Genomic DNA, 22,781 nt, shown 5'->3' on the forward strand with positions numbered 1-22,781 from the left:
CCGCATGCGCCTGCAACTTGACAGTCTCCCCACCCGTAGCGACTTCGTCGAGACGGTCTACAACGTGCTGGCCCATGCCATCACCGATGGCTCGCTCGCCCCAGGCGAGCGGATCACGCAGGAGGAGATCGCCGAGCAGTTGCATGTGTCCCGCTCGCCGGTGTTGCAGGCGCTGCGCCTGCTGAAGAAGGACGGCCTCATCGAAGACGCGCCGGGCCGGGGTGTGCAGGTCGCGCCGCTGGATCCGGAGTGGGTCGGCCGTCTGTATGAGGTGCGCGGTGCGCTCGACTCGCTGGCCGCACGCCTGGCGGCGCAAGCGCACGCGACGATAGATCCCGCACTGATCGAGCAGGGCCGCCTGAGCACGCGCAGCGGCGACCTCAAGCGCATCGTCGACGCCGACATCGCATTCCATAACGCCATCTACGCGGCTTCCGGCAATCCGCTGATTGCCGAGAACGCCAACCGCTACTGGGTTCACCTGCGGCGCGTGATGGGCGCCGTTCACCAGTCGTCTGACAAGCGCACGGCGATCTGGGACGAGCACCAGGAGATAGCCGATGCGATCGGCCGCGGTGACGTCGAGCGCGCAGTGAAGATGACCGAGCAGCACATGACCAGCGCCAAGGTGAATCTCGTGCGGCAGCTCAGGGACAAGCTGGCGCAAGATCTGGCTGTTGCGTGAATCGACGGCGACGCCAGGTCCTACGACGCGTCGCCGGCGCTCCTGGATGACTTCAACGCTGCAATCCGGCGACGCGATTCCGGGGACTGAACGCTGGTGCGTGCGGCGTGCGCAGCGCCGGGCAGATCGGGGCGCGACTCGGCGAACCGGTGCAGATGATCTTTCATGGAGGCAACGACACTCGCGTCCGTCTCGTCGATGGACGCGACATAGGCTTGCACCCGCGCGTCCAGTTCAAAGCTATCGACAACCTCGGTCAGGAAACCGATGCGCAACATCTCGTTCGCATCGATGGGCATGCCGGTCAGGAAGAGTTTTTTTGACGCCGCCAGGCCCAGGTTGTTGACATAGCGCCTGAGGCCGCCCGGGTAGTAGTGAATGGCAAACCGCGCAGCAGGCATGAACATGCGCGAAGTGGCAACGCCCAGGCGCACATCGCAACACAGGGCGAGGTCGGTGCCTCCGCCGTAGACACCGCCCTGGATCGCTGCGATGGTGGGGACGGGCAGTGCCTCCAGCGTGTCCAGCATGCGCTCGAACCGGTCGTCCAGCTGTTGGCCGATCGCGCTGATCGTGAATCCCGAACAGAAGGTGTGATTCCCCTGGCCGCGCAGCACCACACAGCGGGGCCCCTGGAGACCGGCCTCGAATTCCAGGCGCACCTGGTCGAATACGCGCTGCAGATGATCGATGTCGAGCGGGTCGAGCCGGTTGTGTTCCTGCGGCCTGTTCAACGTGCAGTACAGCGCGCTACCAATTCGCTCGACAGTCGGCAGCCCGGCATGCGCACCCTCCCCGATGTTGTCGCCCAGCTTGCTCACGAGGTCGCCAGCGCCTGGGCCTGCCGGCCCACGTCGTAGGTGACGCCCGCCAGGTAGCCGCTGGCGAATCCTTCTGGCAGCGGCCGTGGGTCGAGCGTGCGCAGCCATAGCCGCAGCATGCAGCGCCGCTGGCGAACATCCTGCGGGTCCGACCATGCCGTGCGCGAATGCAGCATCGTGTAGTTGTTGAGCAGCTGCAGGTCTCCGCTGCGCATGGTCATCTCATGCACCAGGTCGCGACGCGAGGCCGTGGCCGACATCTCGTCCAGCGCGCGCTGTTCGAGTCCGGACAGGGCATAGCCTTCGCGCTCGGCAGCCAGCACGACGGTGCGCGAGTTGAACGAGACGCTGAGGTGTCCGTCCTCGTATCCGTACACCGGCACGCGTTGGGGTGTGACGCTCAGGCCGTTCGCGCCGTCCTTGCGCAAGTCATGGAAGAACCCGGTGAAAAGGGTTTCAAGCAGCTCGGGCGCGCGCTCGCGAATGTCGTTGTAGACGGACATCGCGCTGACCACGCGAGACACGCCGCCCCCGCCGACTGCCGGGCGGATGCACAGCAATGCGACAAGGTCTGAAGGATCGCAATGCGGTTGCTGTTCTGCCCCGGTTGCCGATCCGTGGACGGTGCGGTCGTTCGGGTCCTTGCGCTGGTCGATGATGTGCGAAATGCAGTTGCCCGGAAAGCCGCCCAGGTTCACTCCCGCGCTTTGCTGCAAGGCGCGGCCGAGGTACGTGCCCACGCCCCAGATGATGCGTGCCGCCATTTCCTCGTCCTGCGGATCGACCGGCAAGCCGCGCAGCAAGGTGATGCCTCGGCCGTGCTGCAGTTCCTCCAGCACAGCTGCGAGCCGGACCGCGAACGTGGGCAACGGAAAGTCCGCCCTGCCGAATTCGCCGCCACGCAGCCCCCGCGCTGCCACGGCGCGTGCCGCGTCGGCCACTTCTGCAACTTCTGCTGGCGTCAGTTCGACGATCCAGCTTTTATCGGCCTCAAGTTCGGCAGCGCGCCATGCCGAGGGGTCGGTCACTGCAGGCGGAATCCGCAAGGATTGTTGGTTCATGCGGGGACTCTAGCCCGCATTGCCGCCGCCATCCAATACCAATCAGTGATCGCGCCATCGGCGCTCCTTATGCCGCGCGGGCAGCCCAACGTAAACTGCACCGATGGCAAGCATCGTTTCGCGTCTGGAAATCCGTCAGTTGCGGTACTTCGTCGCCGTTGTCGATGCCGGATCGTTCTCGCGTGCAGCGGGGATGGCCGGCGTGGCGCAACCCGCGCTCAGCCAGCAAATCGCGCAGCTGGAGGACATCGTCGGTGCCCAGTTGCTGCTGCGCAGTCGAACAGGCGTGAAGCCCAACGCGCAGGGCATCGCCATGTATCGGCACGCAGAAGCCATCTTGCGCCTGGTGACCGATACCGAAGGCGTGGTGCAAGGCAGTTCTGGCGAGGTGCGCGGGCGCGTGCGCCTGGGCTTGCCGTCGAGCATTGCATTCATGATTGCAGGTCCGCTGTTCACCGCAGTTCGCACCGGCTTTCCCGGCATTCACCTGGAGTTGTACGAAAGCCCCAGCGGATACCTGGCTCCGCAACTGGCCAACGAACATGTCGAGCTCAGCGTGCTCGTGGACGCAACCGACCGCGCGTCGGTCCAGCAGACGCCGCTGGTCGAAGAAATCCTGTTTTTCGTCTCGCCTTCTCCCTTGGCGGATGTGGCTGCGGGCGGCACCGTGACGCTGCAGCGCCTGCAAGGCATCCCGCTCGTGCTCACCACATCGGCGACGTCGCTTCGACAGATCATCAACGCGGAGTTCCTGCGTGCCGACGTCGTGCCGGTCGTGCAGGCCGAGGTGAGTTCGGTCTCGACCATGCTGCTGCTCGCCGCATCGGGGCCGGGCGGAAGCATTGTTCCCGGATCGGCGATAGCCGGCCTGCGCACCATGCATGTGTATCCACTGGATCCGCCGATACGGCGCCGTGCGCACCTGGCGTATTCGAGTGTGACGCCGCTGTCAGAAGCATCGGAACGCGTGCGCGCCGTGCTGCTGCAAACAGTGGCCGAACGCGTGCTGTCGGGCCACTGGCCCGGCGCCAGCCTGCTCGCGCCGCACTGAGCAAGGGCTGCAATCGAGCTATCACGCAGCCTGATAGCGCCAATGAAAATCGCTCTCGCGACGCGAGGTCGCGGCTCCTATCATCGCCTGACTAGCCCTCGCAGGTCGTCGAAGGCAGTCAAGCAGGAGACAAGATCATGAACAGACGCGGCATTCTCATCGGGGGCCTGGCGACAGGCCTGGGCGTTCCATTCCATGCTGCCCGTGCCCAGGCATCGGCATGGCCGTCCCGCGAGGTCAAGGTCATCTTGCCGGTGTCGGCTGGCGGCGCCAACGATGCGCTGGCCCGCGCCGTTTTCGAGCATGTGGGCAAGCAGCTGGGCACGCCATTCGTGATCTCCAACAATCCCGGTGGCGGCGCGGTGCTGGGCACGGCGCTGCTGGCCCAGGCCAAGCCCGACGGCTACACCATCGGCAATGTCTCCTACAGCGGCCTGCTGCTCACGCCGCACACCATGAAGGTGCCCTACAAGCTCAGTGACTTCGATTTTCTTGGCAGTGCCGGCGAGCCGCTGTACGGCCTTGCGGTCGGCCCGAACTCGCCCGTCAAGAACATGGCCGACTTCGTGGCACTGGCGAAACAGCGCGAAATCACCTGCGCATCCAACACCATCGTGAACATGGTGTGCATGTTCAACCTCGCCGCCATGACGGGTGCCAGGATCAAGTGGATCCCGACCAAGACGCAATCCGAGCCCATCGTGCTGACCAGCAGCGGCGACGTGGACTGCGCCCTGCAATCGGGACCTGAACTCACGGCAGGCGCAGCCGGCAACCGCATCAAGCTGATCGCCTCGGCCAACCAGGTGCGGTGGGCGTCGCGTCCGGACATGCCCACGATGATCGAGCAGGGATTCGCCGTGTTCAACAGCGTGCCCCTGGGCTACGGTGTGCCTGTGGGTGTGGACCCGGTCATCCGCCGCAAGCTCGAAGCGGCAATCCTTGTCGCCGCGCGCTCGCCAGAGATCGTGGAGATGACCTCCCGCCTGGGCGTCGCATCCAGGCCGCTCGACGCGCAAGGCCTCGCCAGGACCTTCCAGGCCGCCGCGCCAGAAATGGAAAAACTGATTGCCGATGCCGGCATGAAGAAGTCCAGCTGAGGCCGCCGATGAACCAGCCTGACATGCAAGCCGCGCCCACCGCGCACGACATCCGCGCCGCGTTCGAACGCATCGAAAGCGATGCCTTGAAGCGCGAGTCGGCGTTCGAGCGCCGGGCGCTGCGCAACTACCTGCTGCACACGCTGCTTGCAGTCACCCGGCGCCACGACGAATTATTCGAATTCGACACAGCAGCCCAGGAACCGGACTACGTCTTCTTCGACACCGGACAGCGTGTGCAGGGTCGCCAGGCCATCACCGCTTTTCACCGCGAGCAGGCCGCGAACAACGCGTCGCTGTGCGCACCGGTCGACCAGCGCGTTGCAATGGGCGCCTGGGGATTCGCCGCGGAAGCAACGATGTATCAGTACCTGCCGGACGGCACCTTACACCGCACACCTTCAGCGCTCGTCTGGCGTTGCGACGACAAGGGGCGCATGAAAAGCCTGCGGTTCTACCCTGCTGCGAAGCATGACACCGTGCGTCTTTCAGGCACGCCGGTCACCACCGCCGAGCTGGCCGCCGAACTGGCCCCGCTGGTTGAACGCCTCAGGCAAATGAAATAGGAAGCAAGCATGGAATTCGATACCAGTTTTGTTCCCGCCACCTATGAGGACATGCACGCGAGCTACGTGCGGCGGCTGGAAGGCATCAACCGCATGGGCAACGCCCATCACCGCAAGATCGCCCGCAACTATTACCTGCACTCGCTGCTGGAAGTGGCCGGGCGCTTTCCTGAAATCTTCGACCCCCGGATGACGGTGGAAGAGCCGGTCTACATCTTTCACCACAACGGCGCCCTGTTCGACGGCCGCAAGGAGGTCGAGGGCTTTTACCGCGCCATGGCCGACAGCGACGGCAATGTGATCTACAGCGATGACCATCACTTTGCCGTGGCTGACTGGGGCTTCACGCTGGAACAGGTGAGCCATTTCTACATGACGGCAGCCGAGTTCACGCGCAAGACCGGGCACCCGGTCGAAGACGATGACGTGGTGTATGTCGAGCACCGGCCGACCATGCGCGCCTGGCCTTACGACATGGACGGACGCATGAAGGGCGAGACGCTCTACTACGCGCAGACAGCGACTTACTCACGGCTCGATCCGCAGCATGCGTTGAGTCCCGACGGCGTCAAGGCGGTGCTGGCGCCGCTGATCGACGATGCGTGGAAGGACTACCTGGCCAACCCCGGACCTGCAGCCGGCTGCGGCACGCACTGATGCCAACCGAAGCCAACGCGAGGTCTGCTGCAACGGGATCGGCCCGCCTGCCGCTGGCAGGCGTGCGCGTGCTGGATCTCACGCGCGCCCTTGCCGGTCCCTTCTGCACGATGATCCTGGCGGATCTTGGCGCCGACGTCATCAAGGTCGAGCCGCTCGACGGCGACATGATTCGCGAGTGGGGTCCCCATGACCGCGGAGAGAGCGCGTACTACCTGAGCGGCAACCGCAACAAGCGCGACATGGCGGTCAATTTCCGCAGTCCCGAAGGTCTTGCGCTGCTGCAGGACCTCGCCTCGCGATGCGATGTCGTTGCAGAGAATTTCCGGCCCGGCACGTCGAAGGAAATGGGCCTGGACTACGAGAGCCTGGCCGCGGCCAACCCGGGCCTGGTCTACGCGAGCATCACCGGTTTCGGCAATTCGGGCCCCGCTGGCAACCTGCCGGGCTTCGACCAGATTGCGCAAGGATTCTCCGGACTCATGAGCGTGACCGGCACACCCGAGTCCGGGCCGGTGCGCGTCGGTGTTGCGATCGGTGACCAGACCGCCGGCATGTGGGCTGCGCTTGGCACCATCGCGGCGCTCTACGAGAGGCGCACGACCGGCAAGGGGCGCCTCGTGGAAACATCGCTGCTCGCAAGCCTGGTCGGACTGCTGAGCGTGCAAGGCCAGCGCTACCTGAGCCTGGGCGATGTGCCCAGCCCCTGCGGCAACACCCATCCGGTCATCTCGCCGTACGGCGTGTTTCGCACGGCCGACGGCCCGCTCAACATCGCTCCGGCCACGCGCGCGATGTGGGAAAAGCTGTGCAAGGTGCTGGACATGCCCGAGCTGATTGCCGATCCACGGTTCGTGGACAACTCGGCCCGCGTCGCGCATCGGGCAGAACTCAAACTGCTGCTAGAAGAAAGACTGCTGCTGCAGACCCGCAAGCACTGGACGCAAGCATTTTGCTCAGCGGGAATTCCCGCAGGCCCGATCAACACCCTGGAAGACGTCTTTGCCGACGCACAAGTGATTCACTGCGGCCTGGTCGAGCAGATCAACCATCCCACGCTCGGCCCGATGCGAATGGTCGGCTCTCCCATCAAACTGGACGGGGCCAGCGGCCAGAGCGTTCGCATGCCGCCGCCCTTGCTGGGCGAACACACCGAAGAAGTGCTGAGCGAATTCGGTTACTCGGCAGCCGACATCCAGGCGTTGGCCCAAACCGGCGTCGTCAACGGACTCGATAATCTGGCTTGCCTCACCACCACACGCAGTGCAACACCATGATGTCCCTCAACCCACAAGCTGCGGCCCGTGAACTGGTCCGGCAGCACGAAGCGCGAGAGAACTTCCGCGCACTCGACGGAGATTTCGAACTCAAGGACATAGCCGCAGCCTACGCGGTGCAGGATGCCTACGTGCAGCAGTTGCTGGACGGCAGGCACACATCGCTGGCCGGCTACAAGATCGCGCTGACGACCCCTGCCATGCGCGAGATGGTCGGATTCCACGACTCCATCTCCGGCTGCCTGTTCAAGGACCAGCTGCACGCCAGCGGCAGCAGCGTGCGCGCCGCCGACCATGGGCACCTCATCGTCGAATTCGAGGTGGCCTTCGAGATGGCGCATGACTTGCCGCCTTCACCCGCCCCCTGGACCGGCGAGAGCATCCTGGAACACGTGGCCTGCGCATATGCCGCACTGGAAGTCGCAGACGACCGCCATGCGGACTACGCGACGCTGCGACACTCGATCCTCACCCTCACCGCCGACAACGCCTGGAACCAGGGACTGGTGCTGGGCACCCGATTCGCGGCCACCGACTTCGCAGCCCTGGCCGCCCTGCAGGGCATCGCCATCATCGACGGCCATGAGGTGGGGCGAGGCACCGGGCGCGACGTGCTCGGCAATCCTGCCGACGCGCTCGCATGGAGCGCCAACCACCTCGCGTCGCGGGGCATGGCGCTGACCCGGGGAGCCCTGGTCACGACCGGCAGCCTGATCCGGTCGCAATTTCCGGTGGCGGGGCAGCAGCTTGAATTCATCCTGAGCGGTATCGGCGAGGTGCGTCTTTCGGTCGAGTGACGCGACACAAGGCCGCTGCGCGGCTGTATAAAGTGATTTACTGCGACGTGCAGGCCGCCTTTCCCCCAACTGCACAGAAAGGTCTGTGATGGCCATTAACCACGCAAATGCCGGCGACGTCGTCGATGTCCGCCCGTTGGGCGCCGCGCTCGCCACCGCGCGCTCTCACGCCATCTTCAAGGCCGACCATCTGGAAGTGATCCGCCTGGTGCTGCAGCCCGGCGAACAAATGCCTTCGCACGCGGTGGCCGGAGAGATCACGCTGCAATGCATCGAAGGCCGGATCGCGTTCACCTGCGACGCGGGCGCGCGTGAACTCGCAGCCGGGCAACTGGTGCGTGTGGCAGCCGACGAGGTGCATGCCTTGCGAGCCATCGAGAGCTCATCATTGCTGTTGACGATCGCGCTGACCAGGAGCGCCTGAACGCCTCAACCGGGCATCAACCGGGGGCGGGCAGCCTCACGATGAATTCCGAGCCCTTGCCCAGTCCCTGGCTACTGGCTTCAAGCGTGCCGCCATGCATCTCGACGAGGCCCTTGCTCAGTGCAAGTCCCACGCCCAGGCCGCCTTCGGCCTGCTGCAGGGACGAGCTGACCTGCGAGAACAGCTCGAAGATGCGGTCGATCGATGCGGGCTCAAGGCCGATTCCCGTATCGCGGATCGCAATGACAATGCCGGTCGCATCGCGGCCCGCCTCCAGCGTCACGCGGCCCGAGGGTTCGGTGTACTTCGCGGCGTTGGACAACAGGTTGGAGATGACTTGCGCCATCCGGACCGGGTCGGCGTCCAGGTCAATGTCCTGTTCAGGAAGCAGCACAGTGAGCTGATGCTGCTTGCGGTCCATGATGGGCTGGGCCGTTTCAACGGCGGCGTCGATGAGGCTGCGCAACGAGACTCGCCTGATCGACAGGTTGATCTTGCCCCGCGAGATGCGCGACACATCCAGCAGGTCATCGAGCAGGACGGCCATGTGGGTCACCTGCCGGTCGATGATCCCCAGCGCCCAGGCACGGCGCTCTTCCGTGACCCGGTTTGACCGTGCAATCGCAACACCTTGCCGGATGGGAGCCAGCGGGTTGCGCAGCTCGTGGGCCAGCGTGGCGAGAAACTCGTCCTTGCGCCTGTCGGCGACCTGCAGTGCCTTGACCGCAACGACCTGGTCGGTGACGTCGTGGCCCTGCACGAAGATGCCAATGACGTGGCCGTCGCCGTCCCGCACCGGGTTGTAGATCAAGTCGACAAAGCGCTCCTTGGGCGGGGCGCCGGGTTGCTCCTGGAGCAGGACCCGCATGCCCCGGCCGATGAAGGGCGTGCCCGTGGTGAAGGTGCCCAGCAGCAGTTCCTCGTAACCCTGGTTTCGCACGTCTGGCAGCGCCTCGAACAGCGCAAGGCCCAGCACACGCCGGTGCCCGACCAACTGGTGGTAGGCGTCGTTCGCCATCTCGAAAACAAAATCGCGGCCCCGCAGCAGCGCGACGAAACCGGGCGCCTGGTCGAACCAGGTCTTGAGCGTGGCCGCCGTGGTCATCGCCTCGCGGGCGAGCCGGTCGCGCTCGGCCTCCGCCGCGACCCGGGCCGTCTCTTCGGTGCAGGCGCAAAACATGCCGCCGATATGACCGCTCTCATCGAAGATAGGGCTGTACGACCAGGTGAACCAGGTGTTTTCGACGTACCCGTTGCGCTCCATCACCAGCAGCACACGCTCGTTCCAGGTCGCGCCGCCTTCACGCAGCACGAGGTCCGACTGCGGCCCCACGACATCCCAGATGTCCGCCCAGGTCTCGTGGGCCGGTTTGCCAAAGGCGGCCGGGTGACGCTTTCCAAGGATGGGGATGTAGGCGTCGTTGTAGAAGTTGATGCGCTCGGGTCCCCACCACACAAACATCGGAAACCGCGAGCTCAGGCAGATGCCCAGCGCGATGCGCAAGCTCTGCGGCCAGGTATCCATCGCGCCGACAGGCGTCGTCGTCCAGTCGATGTCCAGCAGGCGTCGTCCGGCCTCGCCAAACTGACGGGGGTCGAATGGGATCTTTGTATCGGGTGATGAAGCAGTGATGTTGGCGTCCATGGCTCGGCCAGTTTAAGCGGCGCACACGCCACAGGACGCCTGCGATGCCCATAGCCTGTTCAGACTAGCGCCAGGCACCCCTGGAAACCTCCGGGCGTCCTAGCATGGGGGCTACAGGACACCTACCCATGAGCAACACCATTTTTCGCGCGGGCCTTCTCAAATCGTGGGCTGCGTCCGCCGTCATCGCTTTCGGGCTGGTTGCCTGCGGAGGAGGAGGAGACGGCGGCGGTGCGGTCACGCCAACGCCTGCATCCCCACTCGCAGCCCCCAAGGCCCTTATCGCCCAGCCGTCTGAAAGCAGGTTCTATGCATCATGGACATCCGCCATGCTGGACGCCACGGTCGAGTGGCCCGGCACTGCCGTCAAGCCAGCGCCGACTTTCAACAACCAGACGGTGCGGCAAGTCGTTCGCCTCTCGCTGGGCGGCGACACGGTCCGGCTCAGGTTGTCCAATCGCTTCGGCACGGCTCCACTGACGTTCTCTGGCGTGCGCGTGGCGCGCAGCGCCAATGGCGCGGCGGACATCGATGTCGCCACCGACCGGGCCGTCACGTTCGGCGGTCAAACCTCGGTGACGCTCCCTGCGGGAGCCGATGTGACCAGCGATGCGGTTGCGCTCCCGGTGACGGCCCTGTCCGATCTGGCAGTGACAAGCTATTTCGCCGGCAGCGCGACCCTGGCGACCTTGCATGCCGACGCACGGCAGCTTTCCTATGTGGTTGCGGGCAACCAGCTCTCCGCGCCAGGCTTCCAGGCTGCTGCAACACAAACGCGCGACATCTTCTACGCCCTGACAGCGGTCGAGGCCTCCAGCACCGAAGCCACGAAGGTGATCGTTGCCTTCGGCGATTCGCTGACGGATGGCGTGGGCACCGCCATGGGGAGCAACACGCGCCTGCCGAACCAGCTGGATGACCGTCTCAAGGCGGCGGGCATGGCGCGCACAGGTGTGGTCAACGCGGGCATTTCGGGTAACCGCTGGGTGTACGACTTCGCCGGGCCCAGCGGCAGCAGCCGCTTCAGCCGGGATGTGCTGGAAGTGACCGGCGTGACCCACGCGATCTTGCTGCTGGGCATCAACGACATCGGTTTTTCGGTGGTGTTTCCCCAGATGCAGGCAGCGTCCGCGCAGCAGATCATCGATGCCATCCAGGCCGCCACCAACGCCGCGAACGCGCGCGGCATCCAGGTGATGCTGGGCACACTGCTGCCATTCAAGCGCACTGAATACCATTCCGAGGCGAGCGAGGCCAAGCGACTTGCCATCAATTCATGGATCAGGCGCCAGACCATCGCGACCGTCATCGACTTTGACCAGGTGATCAGCAACCCTGCGGAAGGCACCGCGCTCAATCCGCTCTACGACAGCGCGGATCATCTGCACCTGAACCGGGCCGGCTACGGCGCAATGGCCGCCGCAGTGGACATCAACAGGCTTTGACCGCTTGTTGGTGATGGCGGCATCCGACAACTGAACTCACGGGTCTCGCGCCGAAGAGGCATCGCCGCCTTTACCGGGTCGCCGCCCGAAACACGTGCGCAGGCTCCGTCTGCGCAGGGACCTGGGCCGCCATGAGACGAAGCACCTCGCGCTGGCGCACCCGCGTGCGCTGCAGGAACGCAAGGTGCTGCTCGCCCACGTCGATGCCGGCGCGCTCCAGCAGCCGCAGCACCTCGTCCTTGTCACGGTCGGCGCCGAGGTAAGTCACATCAGTCACATCAGTCACGGCAGCACTCACGTCACGGCTCAGTCGAGCTTGAGATCGGCCTTGGTGACCAGATCGCGAAAGCGCGCGAGTTCCTGGCCCAGGTGCTTCGCATGCGCGGCCGGGCTGCGCTGGTCGGCGGGGAACAGTTCCGTGCCCATGTCCAGCACACGCTTTTGCACATCCGCATCTGCCAGCGCGACTTGCAGGGCTTCGTTGAGTTGCTGCACGACGGCGGCAGGTGTGCCCTTGGGCGCGTAGATGCCGTGCCAGACGGACACGTCCACCTGACCGATGCCGAGTTCGCGGGTGGTCGGAATATCGGCCAGCCTCGAACTGCGCTGCGGCGAGGTGATCGCAAAGATCTTGACCTTCTTGGCAGCATGGTGCTGCAGCGCATTGGTGGTCTGGTCGCACATCACGTCGACGTGGCCTGCGATGACATCCTGCAAGGCCAGGTTGGTGCTCTTGTAGGGCACCAGGTTGGGCTGCACGCCCATGGCCTGCGCGAGCATCACGGCGCACAGGTGCGAGCCCGTGCCGACGCCGGCATTGGCGAAGTTCACCTTGCCGCCTTCGGACTTGAGCATGGCCAGAAACTCCTTGCCGTCCTTCGGCTTGAAGTTGGGGTTCGCTGCGAACACATACGGGCCCACGTTCACCATGCCGACAGGCTCGAAAGCCGTTGCGGTGTCATAGGGCAGGTTCTTGTAGAGCGCTGCCGACAGCGCAATGGTGGTGTGGATCAACAGCGTGTAGCCGTCAGCGGGCGCGCGGGCCACGCGTGCGGCAGCGATGGTGCCGCCGGCGCCTGCGACGTTCTCCATCACGATGGGCTGGCGCAGCTTCTCCGACATCTTCTGGCCGACCAGGCGTGCCACGGAATCGGTTGCACTGCCAGCAGGAAACGGCACGACCATCGTGACGGATTTGGTGGGATAGGTCTGTGCATGGACTGCCGCCAGTGGCAAGGCGGCGGCAAGAACGCAGGCGCCCTTGAGCAGGAGACGCAAATTGTGTTTCATGGTTCGTATCCTCGAAGTGGGTGGTAGGGCAAGTTGACAGGGGTCAGCGCGCGCTGTCTGGGTGGGGTTGCTGCGCGACGAACCAGTCATGGATCTGGTCGCCATTCCAGAATGCGACGCCTTCGCGTCCGGCGAACATGTCCAGCATTTCCTCGAAATACCGGATGCGGTGCGCAACGCCGGAGACATAGGGATGCACGCCGAACGGCATGATGCGCACCGACTCTTCGCTCTCTGCATAGAGGCGCTCGAAGGCGTCGCGGGCGCGGCGCAGCAGCGCATCCGATTCGTGCTGTCCGCTCACCATCACGGTGATGTCGTTGATCTCCACCGTGTACGGAATCGACACCAGCGGACGCGAAGTGGTTTTGACCCACAGCGGCTGGTCGTCCACGATCCAGTCGCCGAACCAGTCCAGGCCCGCGTCCGCCACATGGTCGAGCGTGTCCAGCGTCTGCGTGCGGCCGGGGCCGAGCCAGCCACGCGGGCGATGGCCCAGGAACTTCTCAAGCGTGTCGAGCGACTGGGCAATCATCGCGGGCTGGTCTTCGACCTTGTGGATCGGCATCTGCACATAGCAGTGCGCCATGAATTCCCATCCCGCATCGCGCGCGGCCTGCGCCACCAGCGGGCTGGTCTCGCAGACCTTGGCATTGACCGACATCGTGGGCCTGATGCCGCGCTTGTCGAACGCCTGCAGCAGGCGCCAGAAACCCACGCGCATCCCGTACTCGTGCCAGGTCCAGTTGGGCATGTCGGGCACCGCACCGGTGATGCCGCCGGGCGGGGGCGAGGCATGGCGCGGCATCGGCCGCTCGATCTCCCACTCCTCGATGTTGACGACCGGCCAGATGATCAGGCGCGTGCCGTCATCGGTGCGCAGCGGCGGTCGGTGAAAAGGTGACGAATACTCAATGCGTTCACGTGGATGCATGCGGGGTGTCCTTGTCGTGGAGTTCAGGGCGGCGCAGGTGCCAGCCGGTTGCGTTCTGGTAATCGTTGGCGACGCGGTACACCATGGCCTCGTCAAAGGCCTTGCCGACCACTTGCAGGCCGATCGGCAAACCGGCCTGCGAGAAGCCCATGGGCACGGAGATCGCCGGGCTGCCAGTCAGGTTGAAGGGCGTGCGCGCCTGCCGGTCATAGGTGCGGTCGATCTCGGTTTCGTCGTCGATGGCGCAGGGCATCTCCAGGCTGGAGACGCAGATGGCCGCATCGACGCCGGCCATCGCATCGGCGAACTCGCGCAGCAGCAGCGTGCGCTGCTGCTGCGCGCGGATGTAGTCCGTGGCGGTGAGAAGTGCACCCGGCAAAAGCCGCGTGCTGCCGCGCATGCCGTAATCATTCAAACGGGTGCGCAGCCAGTGCTCATGAACAGCGAACCCTTCGGCCTGCAGGATCAACCTGCCGCAGCCGACATAGGTGTCCAGCGGCGACAGGCGAAGCGGCACCAGTTCGGCGCCCAGCAGATCAAACATCGCGCAGGCCTGCTCGAACGCACTGGCGATCTCGGGGTTGGCGGCTGCACCGAATTCGTCGATGACGCCGATCCGCAATCCCTTCATGCCGCGATAGAGCGAGCCGGTCATGTCCGGTGCCGGATGACCGACGCTGGACGGGTCAGCGCCGTCGCGCCCGAGCAGCACCTGCAGCACCATCGCGTTGTCGCGTACCGTGCGGGTAAGCGGCCCCACATGGTCCAGCGAGAAGGCCAGCGGGAACACGCCGCTGCGGCTCACCACGCCGTAGGTGGGCTTCATGCCGGTGACGCCGCACACGGTTGCCGGGTTGCGCACCGAGCCGCCTGTGTCTGTGCCCAGGGCCACGGGCACCATGCCGGCTGCGACCGCCACGCCCGACCCGCTGGAGGAGCCGCCGGGATGATGCGTGGGCTTCCACGGGTTGCGTGCCGGTGGCCAGGGCAGATCGAACGACGGCCCGCCGGTGGCGAACTCATGCAGCGCCGTCTTGCCGATGAGCACCGCGCCCGCCTGCCGCAGTTTGGTAACGACGAAAGCATCTGCGGCCGCCACATGGTCCATCCGCACTCTTGAATGATTGGAGGTGCACTGCCCTGCCACGTCGAAGATATCTTTGAGTGCCACCGGCACGCCATGCAGCGGTCCACGCCACTGGCCAGCGGCGATCTCGCGCTCTGCAACGCGCGCGGCTTGCATGGCAGCCTCGCGGTCGGTGCTGATGAATGCGTTGAGCTGCGGGTCGTAGCGGTCGATGCGATCGAGGCAGGCCCGCAGATAGTCGACTGGCGACAGCTGACCCGTCCGCAGCAGATCAGCCGCGGTGGACAGGGTGTGATCGGTCAGTTCGGCCATCGGCTCATTATTCCAGCATGGAATTTCGTGTCAACGATTATTCCACGCAAGAAACGGGCCTTGCACAGCCTCCCGCCGATGAGCTAGGTGCGCGCTTTGGGTTTGCGCGGCGATGCGGGCTGGGCTGCGGCTTGCAACCGGGCGATCAGGGCGGTCGCAGCTTCTGACAGGGGTAGTGCGCGGCGGCTCACAACCCCAATCGTTTCGGACGGCAGGAACCGCGCGAGACTCACGACCGTCAAGCGCATCCACGACTCGGTTCCGATCGCGCCGCGCAGCCCGACCGCAACGCCGACACCGAGCTCAACGTAGCGTTCGAGCAGTTCCATGCTGTCGAGCTCCACGGCAATGTCGTAGGGCACCTTGAGGCGGCGGAACTCGTGTTCGAGCAGGGCGCGTGTTTCGGTCTGCCAGCGCGGCAGGATGAGCGGGTAGCGTGCCAGATCCTTCAGCGACGATGGCGCGCGTTTGGCAAGCGGATGATTTCGCGGCGCGATCAGCACACGTTCCGAGGGAAACAGCGGCGCGAAGTCGAAGTTGCGCGAGGGGCCCGGGTCCGGCGCCACGCCGAAATCGACGCCACCGGACTGCACCAGTTCATAGACTTCTTCCTTGGTGCCCGAGAGGATGCGCGCGCGCGCTGTGGGGATGAGGTTGCGCAGGTCACGCACCGCTTCCGGCAGAACGTGGCCGATGAAACCATGCGGCACGCCCACCGTGACCGGCATGAAGGTGGCCAGCGGCGAAGCGCTGCTGAGTGTTTCCAGGCCTGCGACAAGCGGCTCGGCCATGCGCAGCAGGTTGCTTCCGGCGGCTGTGAGCCGCAGGGGCCGCATACCGCGCTCGAACAGCGCGCGACCGAGTTCCTTTTCGAGGCGCTGGACGTGCTTGCTGACGGCGGGTTGCCCGAGACCGACAGCTTCCGATGCCTTGGAAAAGCTGGCGAGCTTGGCCACCATGCAGAAGCTCTTGAGTTCCTTGATGTCCACGCGGCAAAGCTCCTTGGCGAATGCGGAGATCGTACCGGGTTCGTTGTCATGCCGGACTTGATCTGGCATCCACTGCGAAGCAGCAACTGCGCTTGATCACCAATGGATTGCGGGTCGAGCCCGCAATGACAGCCTGGCTAGTACCGTACGCCGAAATGCCGGCACAGGTCCTCGATCTGCAGTTCGGTCAAAGGCGCGGGCCGCGTCATCAACCACAGTCGCGCGGTTTCTTCCAGCTCCTCCAGTGCTGCACTGGCTTCGGATGGACTGCGGTGCCACACGCACGGGCCCAGGCGCTCCAGCATCACGGCGCGGATCGGCCTGCCTGCCGCGTGAGAATTCCGGATGCGCTGCTCCACGAGATCACCGACAGCCGGATCGCCAGGCCGGTGATACGCAACAAGCGGCACATGTCCCACCTTCATCACGAAGTAAGGCGTGATGGGCGGGACGATGTCGTCGGCACTCCACACACCGGACAAGGTCAACGCCACAAGATGCGTGGAGTGCGTATGGATCACGCAATGCGCATCGGCGTCGGCGTCATAGATGCGCCGGTGCAAGGCAAGCGTCTTGGAAGCGCGATCACCCTGGACCTGCACGCCCTGCGCGTCCACCTCGGCCAGCCGCTGCGGATCGAGCGCGCCCAGGCAGGCATCGGTCGGCGTGATCAGAAATCCGCCGCCCGGCAATCGCGCACTGATGTTCCCAGCCGTGCCGTGCACATAGCCGCGCTGGTAGAGCGATGCCCCCACGCGGCAGATCTGCTCGCGCAAGTCAGTTGTCATGCCGGCGCATCCAGCATCGCAAACGCCGTGCTGAAAAAATCCGGCGCGCCGAAATTGCCCGACTTCAGGGCCATGTGCACATGCTGGCCGGGGCAGAGCGTCGATGTCACTGCAGTCCACGGAACGCCCGGCGTGATCTGCGGCCCGATGCTCATTCGCTCCACGCCAAGCGCCTGCACCACCGCGCCCGATGTCTCGCCACCGGCCACGACCAGCTGGCGCACGCCCGCACCAACCAGGCCTGCTGCAATCAAGGACAACGCCTGCTCGACGAGCTCACCCGCACGCGCCACGCCCAGCTTTTTTTGCACCTCGCGCACAGCCTCGGGGTCTGCGGTTGCATAGACCAGAACCGGTCCCTGTGCGAGTCGCGCAGCAGCCCACTGCAGAGCCGCGCCAACGACGTCTTGCCCAGCAGCCAGCGCCAGCGGGTCCACAGCGAACGCGGCCCCACCGTCCTGCTTGAACCGTGCGACCTGCGCGTTGGTGGCGACCGAGCAACTGCCTGACACCACGGCCCGCAATCCGCTCGCAGGCGGCAATGCATCGGCTCCAGCACGGATTGAAAGCGCGCCGCTGGCAACAAAATTCTGCGGCAATCCGATGGCGATGCCCGAGCCCGCCGTCACCAGCGGCATGCCGGCCAACGCCCGCCCGATTTGCATCAGGTCCTCGTTGCTCACCGCGTCGACCACTGCAACACCAACGCCATCGTCCTGCAGCGCCTTGAACCGTTCGCCGATCGCCGCGCTGCCTTTGGCAACCGTGCCCTGCGCGACAAGCCCCACACGCCGCCGCGTCTGCGCCTGCATCACACGCACCAGGTTCGCATCGGTCATCGGCGTCAGCGGATGGTTGCGCATGCCGCTGTCGCTGAGCAACTGCTCGCCCACGAACAGATGGCCCATGAACACGGTGCGCTGGTTCTCGGGGAAGGCGGGACACACGATGGTGAAGCCCTGGTCGGGTCCATGCAGCGCATCGAGCAGCGCGTCAGTCACCGGTCCGATGTTGCCCGCAGGTGTCGAGTCGAAGGTCGAGCAATACTTGAAGTACACCTGCTGCACGCCCTGCGTGCGCAACCACTGCATTGCGTGCAGCGACTGCGCCACGGCCTGCGCCGCAGGGATGGTGCGCGACTTGAGCGCGACGACGATGGCGTCGGCATCGACCGCTGCATCAGCATCGGCAGGCACGCCAATCGTCTGCACGGTGCGCATGCCGCTTCGCACCAGGTTGTTGGCAAGGTCGGTTGCGCCCGTGAAGTCGTCGGCGATGCAGCCGAGCAATGGCGATGCCATCTTCAGGCCGCGTCGGTCTTGCCCGCAGGCAGCGTGATGCCCGGGAAGGTCTTGATCACGGCGCTGTCGTCCTGCCCGCCGAAGCCTGCGCTCGATGCCTGCATGAACATCTGGTGCGCCGTGGCCGACAGCGGTAACGGGAACTTGGTCGCGCGCGCCATGTCCAGCACCAGCCCGAGGTCTTTCACGAAGATGTCCACCGCCGACAGCGGCGTGTAGTCGCCCGCAAGCACATGCGCCATGCGGTTCTCGAACATCCAGCTGTTGCCTGCGCTGTTGGTGATGACCTCATACAGCGCAGCCGGGTCCACGCCTTCGCGCAACCCGAGCGCCATCGCTTCGGCGGCGACCGCGATATGCACACCGGCCAGCAGCTGGTTGATGATCTTCACCTTGCTGCCTGCACCCGCCTTGTCTCCGAGCTTGTAGACCTTGGCGGCCATCGCATCGAGCGTGCCACCCGCCTTGTCGTAGGACGCCTGCGTGCCGGCCGTCATCATCGTCATCTGGGCGGAAGCCGCCTTGGCTGCGCCACCGGAGATCGGTGCATCAAGGTACAGGATATGGCGCTCGGCCAGTCGTGCATCGAGCGCGACAGACCAGTTGGGGTCCACCGTCGAACACATGATGAACAGGCTGCCCGGCTTCATCGTTGCTGCCGCGCCGTTGTCACCGAACAGCACGCTCTCGGTCTGCGCCGCGTTGACGACCACGCTCACGACGATCTCGCACGCCGCAGCAATCTCAGCCGGGCTCGAACACACCGTACCGCCAGCGGCCGCGAACTTCTGCGCGACTTCGGGACGCACATCAAACACGTGGACGTCGTAACCCGCGCGGCGCAGCGACGATGCCATGCCGGAACCCATCGCGCCCAGGCCGATGACCCCTACCGCGCCTGCATGTTGGTTGTTCATGGCCTCGATCGCAAAAGAATGTTCGGCGCTATTCCTTGACCGATCCGGTCATGCCCGAGACGTAGTACTCCACGAAGAACGAGTACACGAAGGCCACCGGCAGCGAGCCGAGCAGCGCACCGGCCATGAGCGGCCCCCAGTGGTACACGTCGCCTTCCACCAGTTCGGTCACGACGCCCACGGGCACTGTCTTGTTCTCGCTCGATGAGACAAACGTCAGCGCATAGATGAACTCATTCCAGCTGAGCGTGAATGCGAAGATGCCAGCGGAGATCAGGCCCGGGACGGCAAGCGGCAGCACGATCTTGATGAGGATCTGCCAGCGGGTTGCGCCGTCGATCAGCGCGCACTCTTCGAGCTCGTACGGTATCGAGCGGAAGTACCCCATCAGCAGCCACGTCGAAAACGGAATCAGGAAAGTGGGATACGTCAGGATCAGCGCCATGCGGCTGTCGAACAAACCCAGCTTGACGACGATGGCTGCCAGCGGAATGAACAGGATGGAAGGCGGCACCAGGTAGGCGAGAAAGATCGCACCGCCTGCGGGCTTGGCGCCCTGAAACCGCAGGCGCTCGATGGCGTAGGCCGCAAGCACCGAGGCCACCAGCGAGATCGCAGTCGAGATGACCGAGACGATCACCGTGTTCCAGAGCCAGGCCGGGTACTCGGTCTTGAACAGCAGCTTTTCGAAGTGCGCAAAGGTCGGGCCCACGATCCAGAAGGGATTACCGGTGCGCGAGAGCAGTTCGTTGTCCGGCTTGAACGAGGTGATCGCCATCCAGTAGAACGGGAACAGCAGCACGAACACGAAGATCCCGATCGGGATGTAGAGCGTCACCCACCGGCGCGGCATGGACTGCAGAAAGTCCATGCCCTGCGATGCGTCGTTGTTCTTGCTTTCCTTCACTTGTCGCCCCCTTGCTGCCATGCGCGGCGCTGGAGGCCGAAGTAACTGAATGCGATGGCTGCCAACAGGAACGGCACCATCAGCGTGGCAATCGCCGCGCCTTCAGCCAGTGCGCCGCCGGATATCGCTCGCTGGAATGCGAGCGTTGCCATCAGGTGTGTCGCGTTGAGCGGACCGCCACGTGTCAGCACATAGATCAACTGGAAATCGGTGAAGGTGAACAGCACCGAGAACGTCATCACCACCGCGATGATCGGTGTGAGCAGCGGCAGCGTGATGTGCCTGAATTGCTGCCACGGCGTGGCGCCATCGATGGCGGACGCTTCGTAGTAAGAAGGCGATATCGTCTGCAACCCGGCCAGCAGCGAGATGGCGACAAACGGAATGCCGCGCCATACGTTGGCGACGATCGTGGAAATGCGCGCATTCCAGGGGTCGCCCAGGAAGTCGATGTATTTGTCGATGAGTCCCATCTTCATCAGCACCCAGCTGATGATGGAAAACTGTGCATCGAAGATCCACCAGAACGCGATCGCCGACAGCGCGGTGGGCACGATCCACGGCAGCAAGACCACCGCGCGAAAAAAGCTCTGGAATGGAAGTCGCTTGTTCAGCAGCAGCGCGAGCCACAGGCCCAGGCCGAACTTGAAGATGCTGGCGACCACCGTGTAGAAGAGGGTGTTGAACAGCGCGAGTCTCGTCACGCTGTCGCCCACCAGAAAGCTGAAATTCTCCAGCCCGATGTACTGGCCGTCGCGGCCGATCTTGGCATCGGTGAAGCCGAGCCAGGTGCCCAACCCCAAGGGATAGGTCAGGAACAGCAGCAGCAGCACCGTCGCTGGCAACATGAACGCCCAGCCCAGCGCGTTCTTGTTGTTCTGGAATCGCTCCAGCAGCGACGGCACCCTGTGCGCGCGTGCCTGCGGCGCACGAATGTCCGGATTTTCTTGCCCCGCAGGTTGCGTCATCTTCAGACCTTGTAGTAGCGCTCGGCGCGTTTCTGGGCGCGTTCAGCGGCTTCCTTCGGCGACCTGGAACCGCTGGCCGCCTCGGCCACCATGTTGCAGACGATGAAGTCGGCTCCGGCACCTGCCGATGCGTAGCCCAGCTTGCCCGCGTATCCGGCCGGCCGCATGTTTTTCACGCAGTCGCGGTACGGTGTGTGCTTCGGGTCGACCGTCCAGACCGGGCTCGATGCGTACGCGGCCAGCGGGTGCGCGATATAGCCGCCGGCGCCGGTGAGCCAGGAGTCGAACTGTTCGCGCTCCATCATGAAGCGCAGGAACTCCTTGGCCGCCTGCGGGTACTTCGTGTACTTCATGATCATCTGGTTGAAGAACAGATGCGACTCGGTCGGCACACCCACCGGCCCCACAGGGTACGACGCATGCTGGATGTCGCCCTGCAATTCCTTGACCTTGGGGTCGGTGGAATTCTTGGTGGCGTAGTAGATCGAGATGCCGTTGTTCGTCACGCTGACCTGGCCGTCCAGGAATGCCTTGTTGTTGTTCGGGTCGAGCCACGACAGTGTGCCGGGGATGAAGTTCGCGTACAGATCCTTCGCATACTCCAGCGCCTTGATCGTCGCGGGGCTGTCAATGACGACCTTGTTGTCCTTGTCCACGAGCATCGCGCCGTGCGACCAGATCAGCCAGTTCGTCCACAGGCCATCGCCCGTTGCGTTTCCGAGTGCGAATCCGCCCGGCGTGCCCTTTTCCTTGAGCGCACGCATCATCTTCAGGAAGTCGTCGTTGGTCTTGGGGAAGGCATCGAAACCAGCCGCCTTCAGGTGGCTCTGGCGGTACACCATCATTGCGCCGGCTGCGCCCAGCGCAATGCCGATCCACTTCTTTCCGTCGGGTCGCAGGTAGGCCTCGCACGCCGGATACCAACCGCCGTACTTCTTGCCCAGGTATTCCGCCAGGTCGGTCACATCGACGAGCTTGTCGGGGTACAGATTCGCGTCATCGTTGGTGGACAGGATGATGTCCGGGCCGGCGCCGGTGTTGGCCGCAACAGCGGCCTTGGGACGCACGTCTTCCCAGCCTTCGTTGTCCACGCGCACTTCGATGCCGGTTTTCTCGGTGAACTTCCTGACGTTGACCATGTAGGCGTCGATGTCGCCCTGCACGAAACGGCTCCAGCGCAGGACCCGCAGCTTGGCGCCCTTTTCAGGCTTGAGATTGAGCGTTTGCGCATGGATCGCCGGCGAAAAGACGGCAGCGCCTGCACCCATCGTGGCTGCTGCCGCCACGCCGGCTGAACCCTCCAGAAATTTACGGCGATTGAACTCACTCATGCTTGTCTCCTATGTGTGTTTGTTTGAACGGACGATCACGAAGCGGGTACTACCCTGTTCAAGCTACCAGCCGTTCGCCAGTGCCTGCATCGAAAAGGTGTGCGCGCTGCAGGTCGGGCTGCAGGTTGATCACGCTGCCGGGCGCGAAGTCGTAGCGCTCTCGGAAGACAGCGGACAGGTCCGCGCCTTCATGGCGGCAGGCCACGAACGTGTCCATGCCGGTCGGCTCCAGGACGACGACCTGCGACGGAATGCCGCCGCTGGCCGCGAGCGACAGGTGTTCTGGACGCGTGCCATACACCACCGGCTGGCCGTCCTGGCCGCCGGCCTGCAATGGGGCATCGAGCAGGGTGCCATCGTTCAATTCGACGCGCGCCGCGCCGCCACTGCGGCGCAGGGTGCCAGGCAGGAAATTCATGGCGGGCGAG

Annotated in this window: 24 protein-coding genes; 9 read left to right on the forward strand and 15 right to left on the reverse strand. The window is 64.6% G+C overall.

The window, feature by feature from the left end:
- The first annotated feature begins 4 nt into the window (after positions 1–4).
- On the forward strand, positions 5–685 hold the full coding sequence (locus AQ12_RS06010; RefSeq protein ID WP_048438966.1) for a GntR family transcriptional regulator: 681 nt from the start codon (positions 5–7) through the stop codon (positions 683–685).
- A gap of 20 nt (positions 686–705) precedes the next feature.
- Here AQ12_RS06010 and AQ12_RS06015 read toward each other — a convergent pair whose 3' ends face one another.
- Positions 706–1,506 carry an enoyl-CoA hydratase/isomerase family protein gene (locus AQ12_RS06015; RefSeq protein WP_053076572.1) on the reverse strand — a complete coding sequence of 267 codons (801 nt, stop codon included), beginning with the start codon at positions 1,504–1,506 and terminating at the stop codon, positions 706–708.
- Positions 1,503–2,567 carry a TauD/TfdA family dioxygenase gene (locus AQ12_RS06020; RefSeq protein ID WP_048438967.1) on the reverse strand — a complete coding sequence of 355 codons (1,065 nt, stop codon included), beginning with the start codon at positions 2,565–2,567 and terminating at the stop codon, positions 1,503–1,505. The genes AQ12_RS06015 and AQ12_RS06020 overlap by 4 nt, the downstream gene beginning before the upstream one ends.
- Before the next feature lie 103 nt (positions 2,568–2,670).
- On the opposite strand from AQ12_RS06020, the gene AQ12_RS06025 reads away from it, so the two are divergent.
- The 7 genes from AQ12_RS06025 to AQ12_RS06055 all read left to right on the forward strand — a co-directional run bounded on the left by AQ12_RS06025 (position 2,671) and on the right by AQ12_RS06055 (position 8,439).
- Positions 2,671–3,618, forward strand: coding sequence for a LysR substrate-binding domain-containing protein (locus AQ12_RS06025; protein WP_053076573.1), 948 nt, complete (start codon positions 2,671–2,673; stop codon positions 3,616–3,618).
- A 137-nt stretch (positions 3,619–3,755) separates the two neighbouring features.
- Positions 3,756–4,718, forward strand: a complete 963-nt coding sequence (locus AQ12_RS06030) for a tripartite tricarboxylate transporter substrate binding protein (protein WP_048438968.1) — start codon at positions 3,756–3,758, stop codon at positions 4,716–4,718.
- 23 nt (positions 4,719–4,741) lie between these two features.
- Positions 4,742–5,284: a hypothetical protein gene (locus tag AQ12_RS06035; RefSeq protein ID WP_152682691.1), complete on the forward strand. Its 543-nt coding sequence runs from the start codon at positions 4,742–4,744 to the stop codon at positions 5,282–5,284.
- A gap of 9 nt (positions 5,285–5,293) precedes the next feature.
- Positions 5,294–5,941, forward strand: coding sequence for a hypothetical protein (locus tag AQ12_RS21955; RefSeq protein ID WP_053076574.1), 648 nt, complete (start codon positions 5,294–5,296; stop codon positions 5,939–5,941).
- Positions 5,941–7,218, forward strand: coding sequence for a CaiB/BaiF CoA-transferase family protein (locus tag AQ12_RS06045; RefSeq protein ID WP_048438970.1), 1,278 nt, complete (start codon positions 5,941–5,943; stop codon positions 7,216–7,218). Before AQ12_RS21955 ends, AQ12_RS06045 begins: the two co-directional genes overlap by 1 nt.
- A complete protein-coding gene (locus AQ12_RS06050; protein ID WP_048438971.1) occupies positions 7,215–8,015 on the forward strand; it encodes a 2-keto-4-pentenoate hydratase in 801 nt (266 codons plus the stop codon). Before AQ12_RS06045 ends, AQ12_RS06050 begins: the two co-directional genes overlap by 4 nt.
- A gap of 88 nt (positions 8,016–8,103) precedes the next feature.
- Positions 8,104–8,439 carry a cupin domain-containing protein gene (locus tag AQ12_RS06055; RefSeq protein ID WP_048438972.1) on the forward strand — a complete coding sequence of 112 codons (336 nt, stop codon included), beginning with the start codon at positions 8,104–8,106 and terminating at the stop codon, positions 8,437–8,439.
- Between the two features lie 16 nt (positions 8,440–8,455).
- On the opposite strand, the gene AQ12_RS06060 is transcribed toward AQ12_RS06055, so the two are convergent.
- Complete coding sequence (locus AQ12_RS06060) at positions 8,456–10,084, reverse strand: ATP-binding protein (protein ID WP_053076575.1); 1,629 nt, start codon at positions 10,082–10,084, stop codon at positions 8,456–8,458.
- Between the two features lie 128 nt (positions 10,085–10,212).
- Here AQ12_RS06060 and AQ12_RS06065 point away from each other — a divergent pair, with 128 nt between their 5' ends.
- On the forward strand, positions 10,213–11,529 hold the full coding sequence (locus tag AQ12_RS06065; protein WP_161798983.1) for a GDSL-type esterase/lipase family protein: 1,317 nt from the start codon (positions 10,213–10,215) through the stop codon (positions 11,527–11,529).
- Positions 11,530–11,599: 70 nt separating this feature from the next.
- Here the strand turns inward: AQ12_RS06065 and AQ12_RS06070 are convergent, their stop codons facing one another.
- The 12 genes from AQ12_RS06070 to AQ12_RS06125 all read right to left on the reverse strand — a co-directional run.
- Complete coding sequence (locus tag AQ12_RS06070; protein ID WP_152682692.1) at positions 11,600–11,815, reverse strand: hypothetical protein; 216 nt, start codon at positions 11,813–11,815, stop codon at positions 11,600–11,602.
- Positions 11,816–11,835: 20 nt separating this feature from the next.
- A complete protein-coding gene (locus AQ12_RS06075; protein ID WP_048438974.1) occupies positions 11,836–12,819 on the reverse strand; it encodes a tripartite tricarboxylate transporter substrate binding protein in 984 nt (327 codons plus the stop codon).
- Between the two features lie 43 nt (positions 12,820–12,862).
- A complete protein-coding gene (locus AQ12_RS06080) occupies positions 12,863–13,753 on the reverse strand; it encodes a polysaccharide deacetylase family protein (protein WP_053076577.1) in 891 nt (296 codons plus the stop codon).
- On the reverse strand, positions 13,740–15,152 hold the full coding sequence (locus AQ12_RS06085) for an Asp-tRNA(Asn)/Glu-tRNA(Gln) amidotransferase GatCAB subunit A (RefSeq protein ID WP_048438975.1): 1,413 nt from the start codon (positions 15,150–15,152) through the stop codon (positions 13,740–13,742). The genes AQ12_RS06080 and AQ12_RS06085 overlap by 14 nt, the downstream gene beginning before the upstream one ends.
- Positions 15,153–15,235: 83 nt before the next feature.
- A complete protein-coding gene (locus tag AQ12_RS06090; protein ID WP_161798984.1) occupies positions 15,236–16,141 on the reverse strand; it encodes a LysR family transcriptional regulator in 906 nt (301 codons plus the stop codon).
- Between the two features lie 137 nt (positions 16,142–16,278).
- On the reverse strand, positions 16,279–16,929 hold the full coding sequence (locus AQ12_RS06095) for an aldolase (protein ID WP_048438977.1): 651 nt from the start codon (positions 16,927–16,929) through the stop codon (positions 16,279–16,281).
- Positions 16,926–18,230, reverse strand: coding sequence for a 3-oxo-tetronate kinase (otnK, locus tag AQ12_RS06100; protein WP_048438978.1), 1,305 nt, complete (start codon positions 18,228–18,230; stop codon positions 16,926–16,928). Before otnK ends, AQ12_RS06095 begins: the two co-directional genes overlap by 4 nt.
- A 2-nt stretch (positions 18,231–18,232) precedes the next feature.
- Entirely contained in the window at positions 18,233–19,147 is a 915-nt protein-coding gene (ltnD, locus tag AQ12_RS06105) for an L-threonate dehydrogenase (RefSeq protein WP_048438979.1), read from the reverse strand.
- 28 nt (positions 19,148–19,175) lie between these two features.
- Positions 19,176–20,018, reverse strand: a complete 843-nt coding sequence (locus tag AQ12_RS06110) for a carbohydrate ABC transporter permease (protein WP_193387963.1) — start codon at positions 20,016–20,018, stop codon at positions 19,176–19,178.
- Positions 20,019–20,050: 32 nt separating this feature from the next.
- Positions 20,051–20,950 carry a carbohydrate ABC transporter permease gene (locus AQ12_RS06115; protein ID WP_048439001.1) on the reverse strand — a complete coding sequence of 300 codons (900 nt, stop codon included), beginning with the start codon at positions 20,948–20,950 and terminating at the stop codon, positions 20,051–20,053.
- A 74-nt stretch (positions 20,951–21,024) separates the two neighbouring features.
- Positions 21,025–22,353 (reverse strand): ABC transporter substrate-binding protein, encoded by a 1,329-nt coding sequence (locus AQ12_RS06120; protein ID WP_048438981.1) that lies wholly within the window; start codon positions 22,351–22,353, stop codon positions 21,025–21,027.
- A 58-nt stretch (positions 22,354–22,411) separates the two neighbouring features.
- Positions 22,412–22,781: TOBE domain-containing protein (locus tag AQ12_RS06125; protein ID WP_152682693.1), on the reverse strand; the 370-nt coding region annotated here is incomplete at its 5' end.

This window comes from Caenimonas sp. SL110 (assembly GCF_001044395.1).
Lineage (GTDB): Bacteria > Pseudomonadota > Gammaproteobacteria > Burkholderiales > Burkholderiaceae_C > Ramlibacter.

What these genes read in the sequence shown, in the direction of transcription:
- AQ12_RS06010 (WP_048438966.1), top strand. Translation starts at nt 5, where the DNA reads ATGCGCCTGCAACTTGACAGTCTCCCCACCCGTAGCGACTTCGTCGAG.
- AQ12_RS06020 (WP_048438967.1), bottom strand. Translation starts at nt 2,567, where the DNA reads ATGAACCAACAATCCTTGCGGATTCCGCCTGCAGTGACCGACCCCTCG.
- AQ12_RS06025 (WP_053076573.1), top strand. Translation starts at nt 2,671, where the DNA reads ATGGCAAGCATCGTTTCGCGTCTGGAAATCCGTCAGTTGCGGTACTTC.
- AQ12_RS06030 (WP_048438968.1), top strand. Translation starts at nt 3,756, where the DNA reads ATGAACAGACGCGGCATTCTCATCGGGGGCCTGGCGACAGGCCTGGGC.
- AQ12_RS06035 (WP_152682691.1), top strand. Translation starts at nt 4,742, where the DNA reads ATGCAAGCCGCGCCCACCGCGCACGACATCCGCGCCGCGTTCGAACGC.
- AQ12_RS21955 (WP_053076574.1), top strand. Translation starts at nt 5,294, where the DNA reads ATGGAATTCGATACCAGTTTTGTTCCCGCCACCTATGAGGACATGCAC.
- AQ12_RS06045 (WP_048438970.1), top strand. Translation starts at nt 5,941, where the DNA reads ATGCCAACCGAAGCCAACGCGAGGTCTGCTGCAACGGGATCGGCCCGC.
- AQ12_RS06050 (WP_048438971.1), top strand. Translation starts at nt 7,215, where the DNA reads ATGATGTCCCTCAACCCACAAGCTGCGGCCCGTGAACTGGTCCGGCAG.
- AQ12_RS06055 (WP_048438972.1), top strand. Translation starts at nt 8,104, where the DNA reads ATGGCCATTAACCACGCAAATGCCGGCGACGTCGTCGATGTCCGCCCG.
- AQ12_RS06060 (WP_053076575.1), bottom strand. Translation starts at nt 10,084, where the DNA reads ATGGACGCCAACATCACTGCTTCATCACCCGATACAAAGATCCCATTC.
- AQ12_RS06065 (WP_161798983.1), top strand. Translation starts at nt 10,213, where the DNA reads ATGAGCAACACCATTTTTCGCGCGGGCCTTCTCAAATCGTGGGCTGCG.
- AQ12_RS06075 (WP_048438974.1), bottom strand. Translation starts at nt 12,819, where the DNA reads ATGAAACACAATTTGCGTCTCCTGCTCAAGGGCGCCTGCGTTCTTGCC.
- AQ12_RS06080 (WP_053076577.1), bottom strand. Translation starts at nt 13,753, where the DNA reads ATGCATCCACGTGAACGCATTGAGTATTCGTCACCTTTTCACCGACCG.
- AQ12_RS06085 (WP_048438975.1), bottom strand. Translation starts at nt 15,152, where the DNA reads ATGGCCGAACTGACCGATCACACCCTGTCCACCGCGGCTGATCTGCTG.
- AQ12_RS06095 (WP_048438977.1), bottom strand. Translation starts at nt 16,929, where the DNA reads ATGACAACTGACTTGCGCGAGCAGATCTGCCGCGTGGGGGCATCGCTC.
- otnK (WP_048438978.1), bottom strand. Translation starts at nt 18,230, where the DNA reads ATGGCATCGCCATTGCTCGGCTGCATCGCCGACGACTTCACGGGCGCA.
- ltnD (WP_048438979.1), bottom strand. Translation starts at nt 19,147, where the DNA reads ATGAACAACCAACATGCAGGCGCGGTAGGGGTCATCGGCCTGGGCGCG.
- AQ12_RS06110 (WP_193387963.1), bottom strand. Translation starts at nt 20,018, where the DNA reads ATGGACTTTCTGCAGTCCATGCCGCGCCGGTGGGTGACGCTCTACATC.
- AQ12_RS06120 (WP_048438981.1), bottom strand. Translation starts at nt 22,353, where the DNA reads ATGAGTGAGTTCAATCGCCGTAAATTTCTGGAGGGTTCAGCCGGCGTG.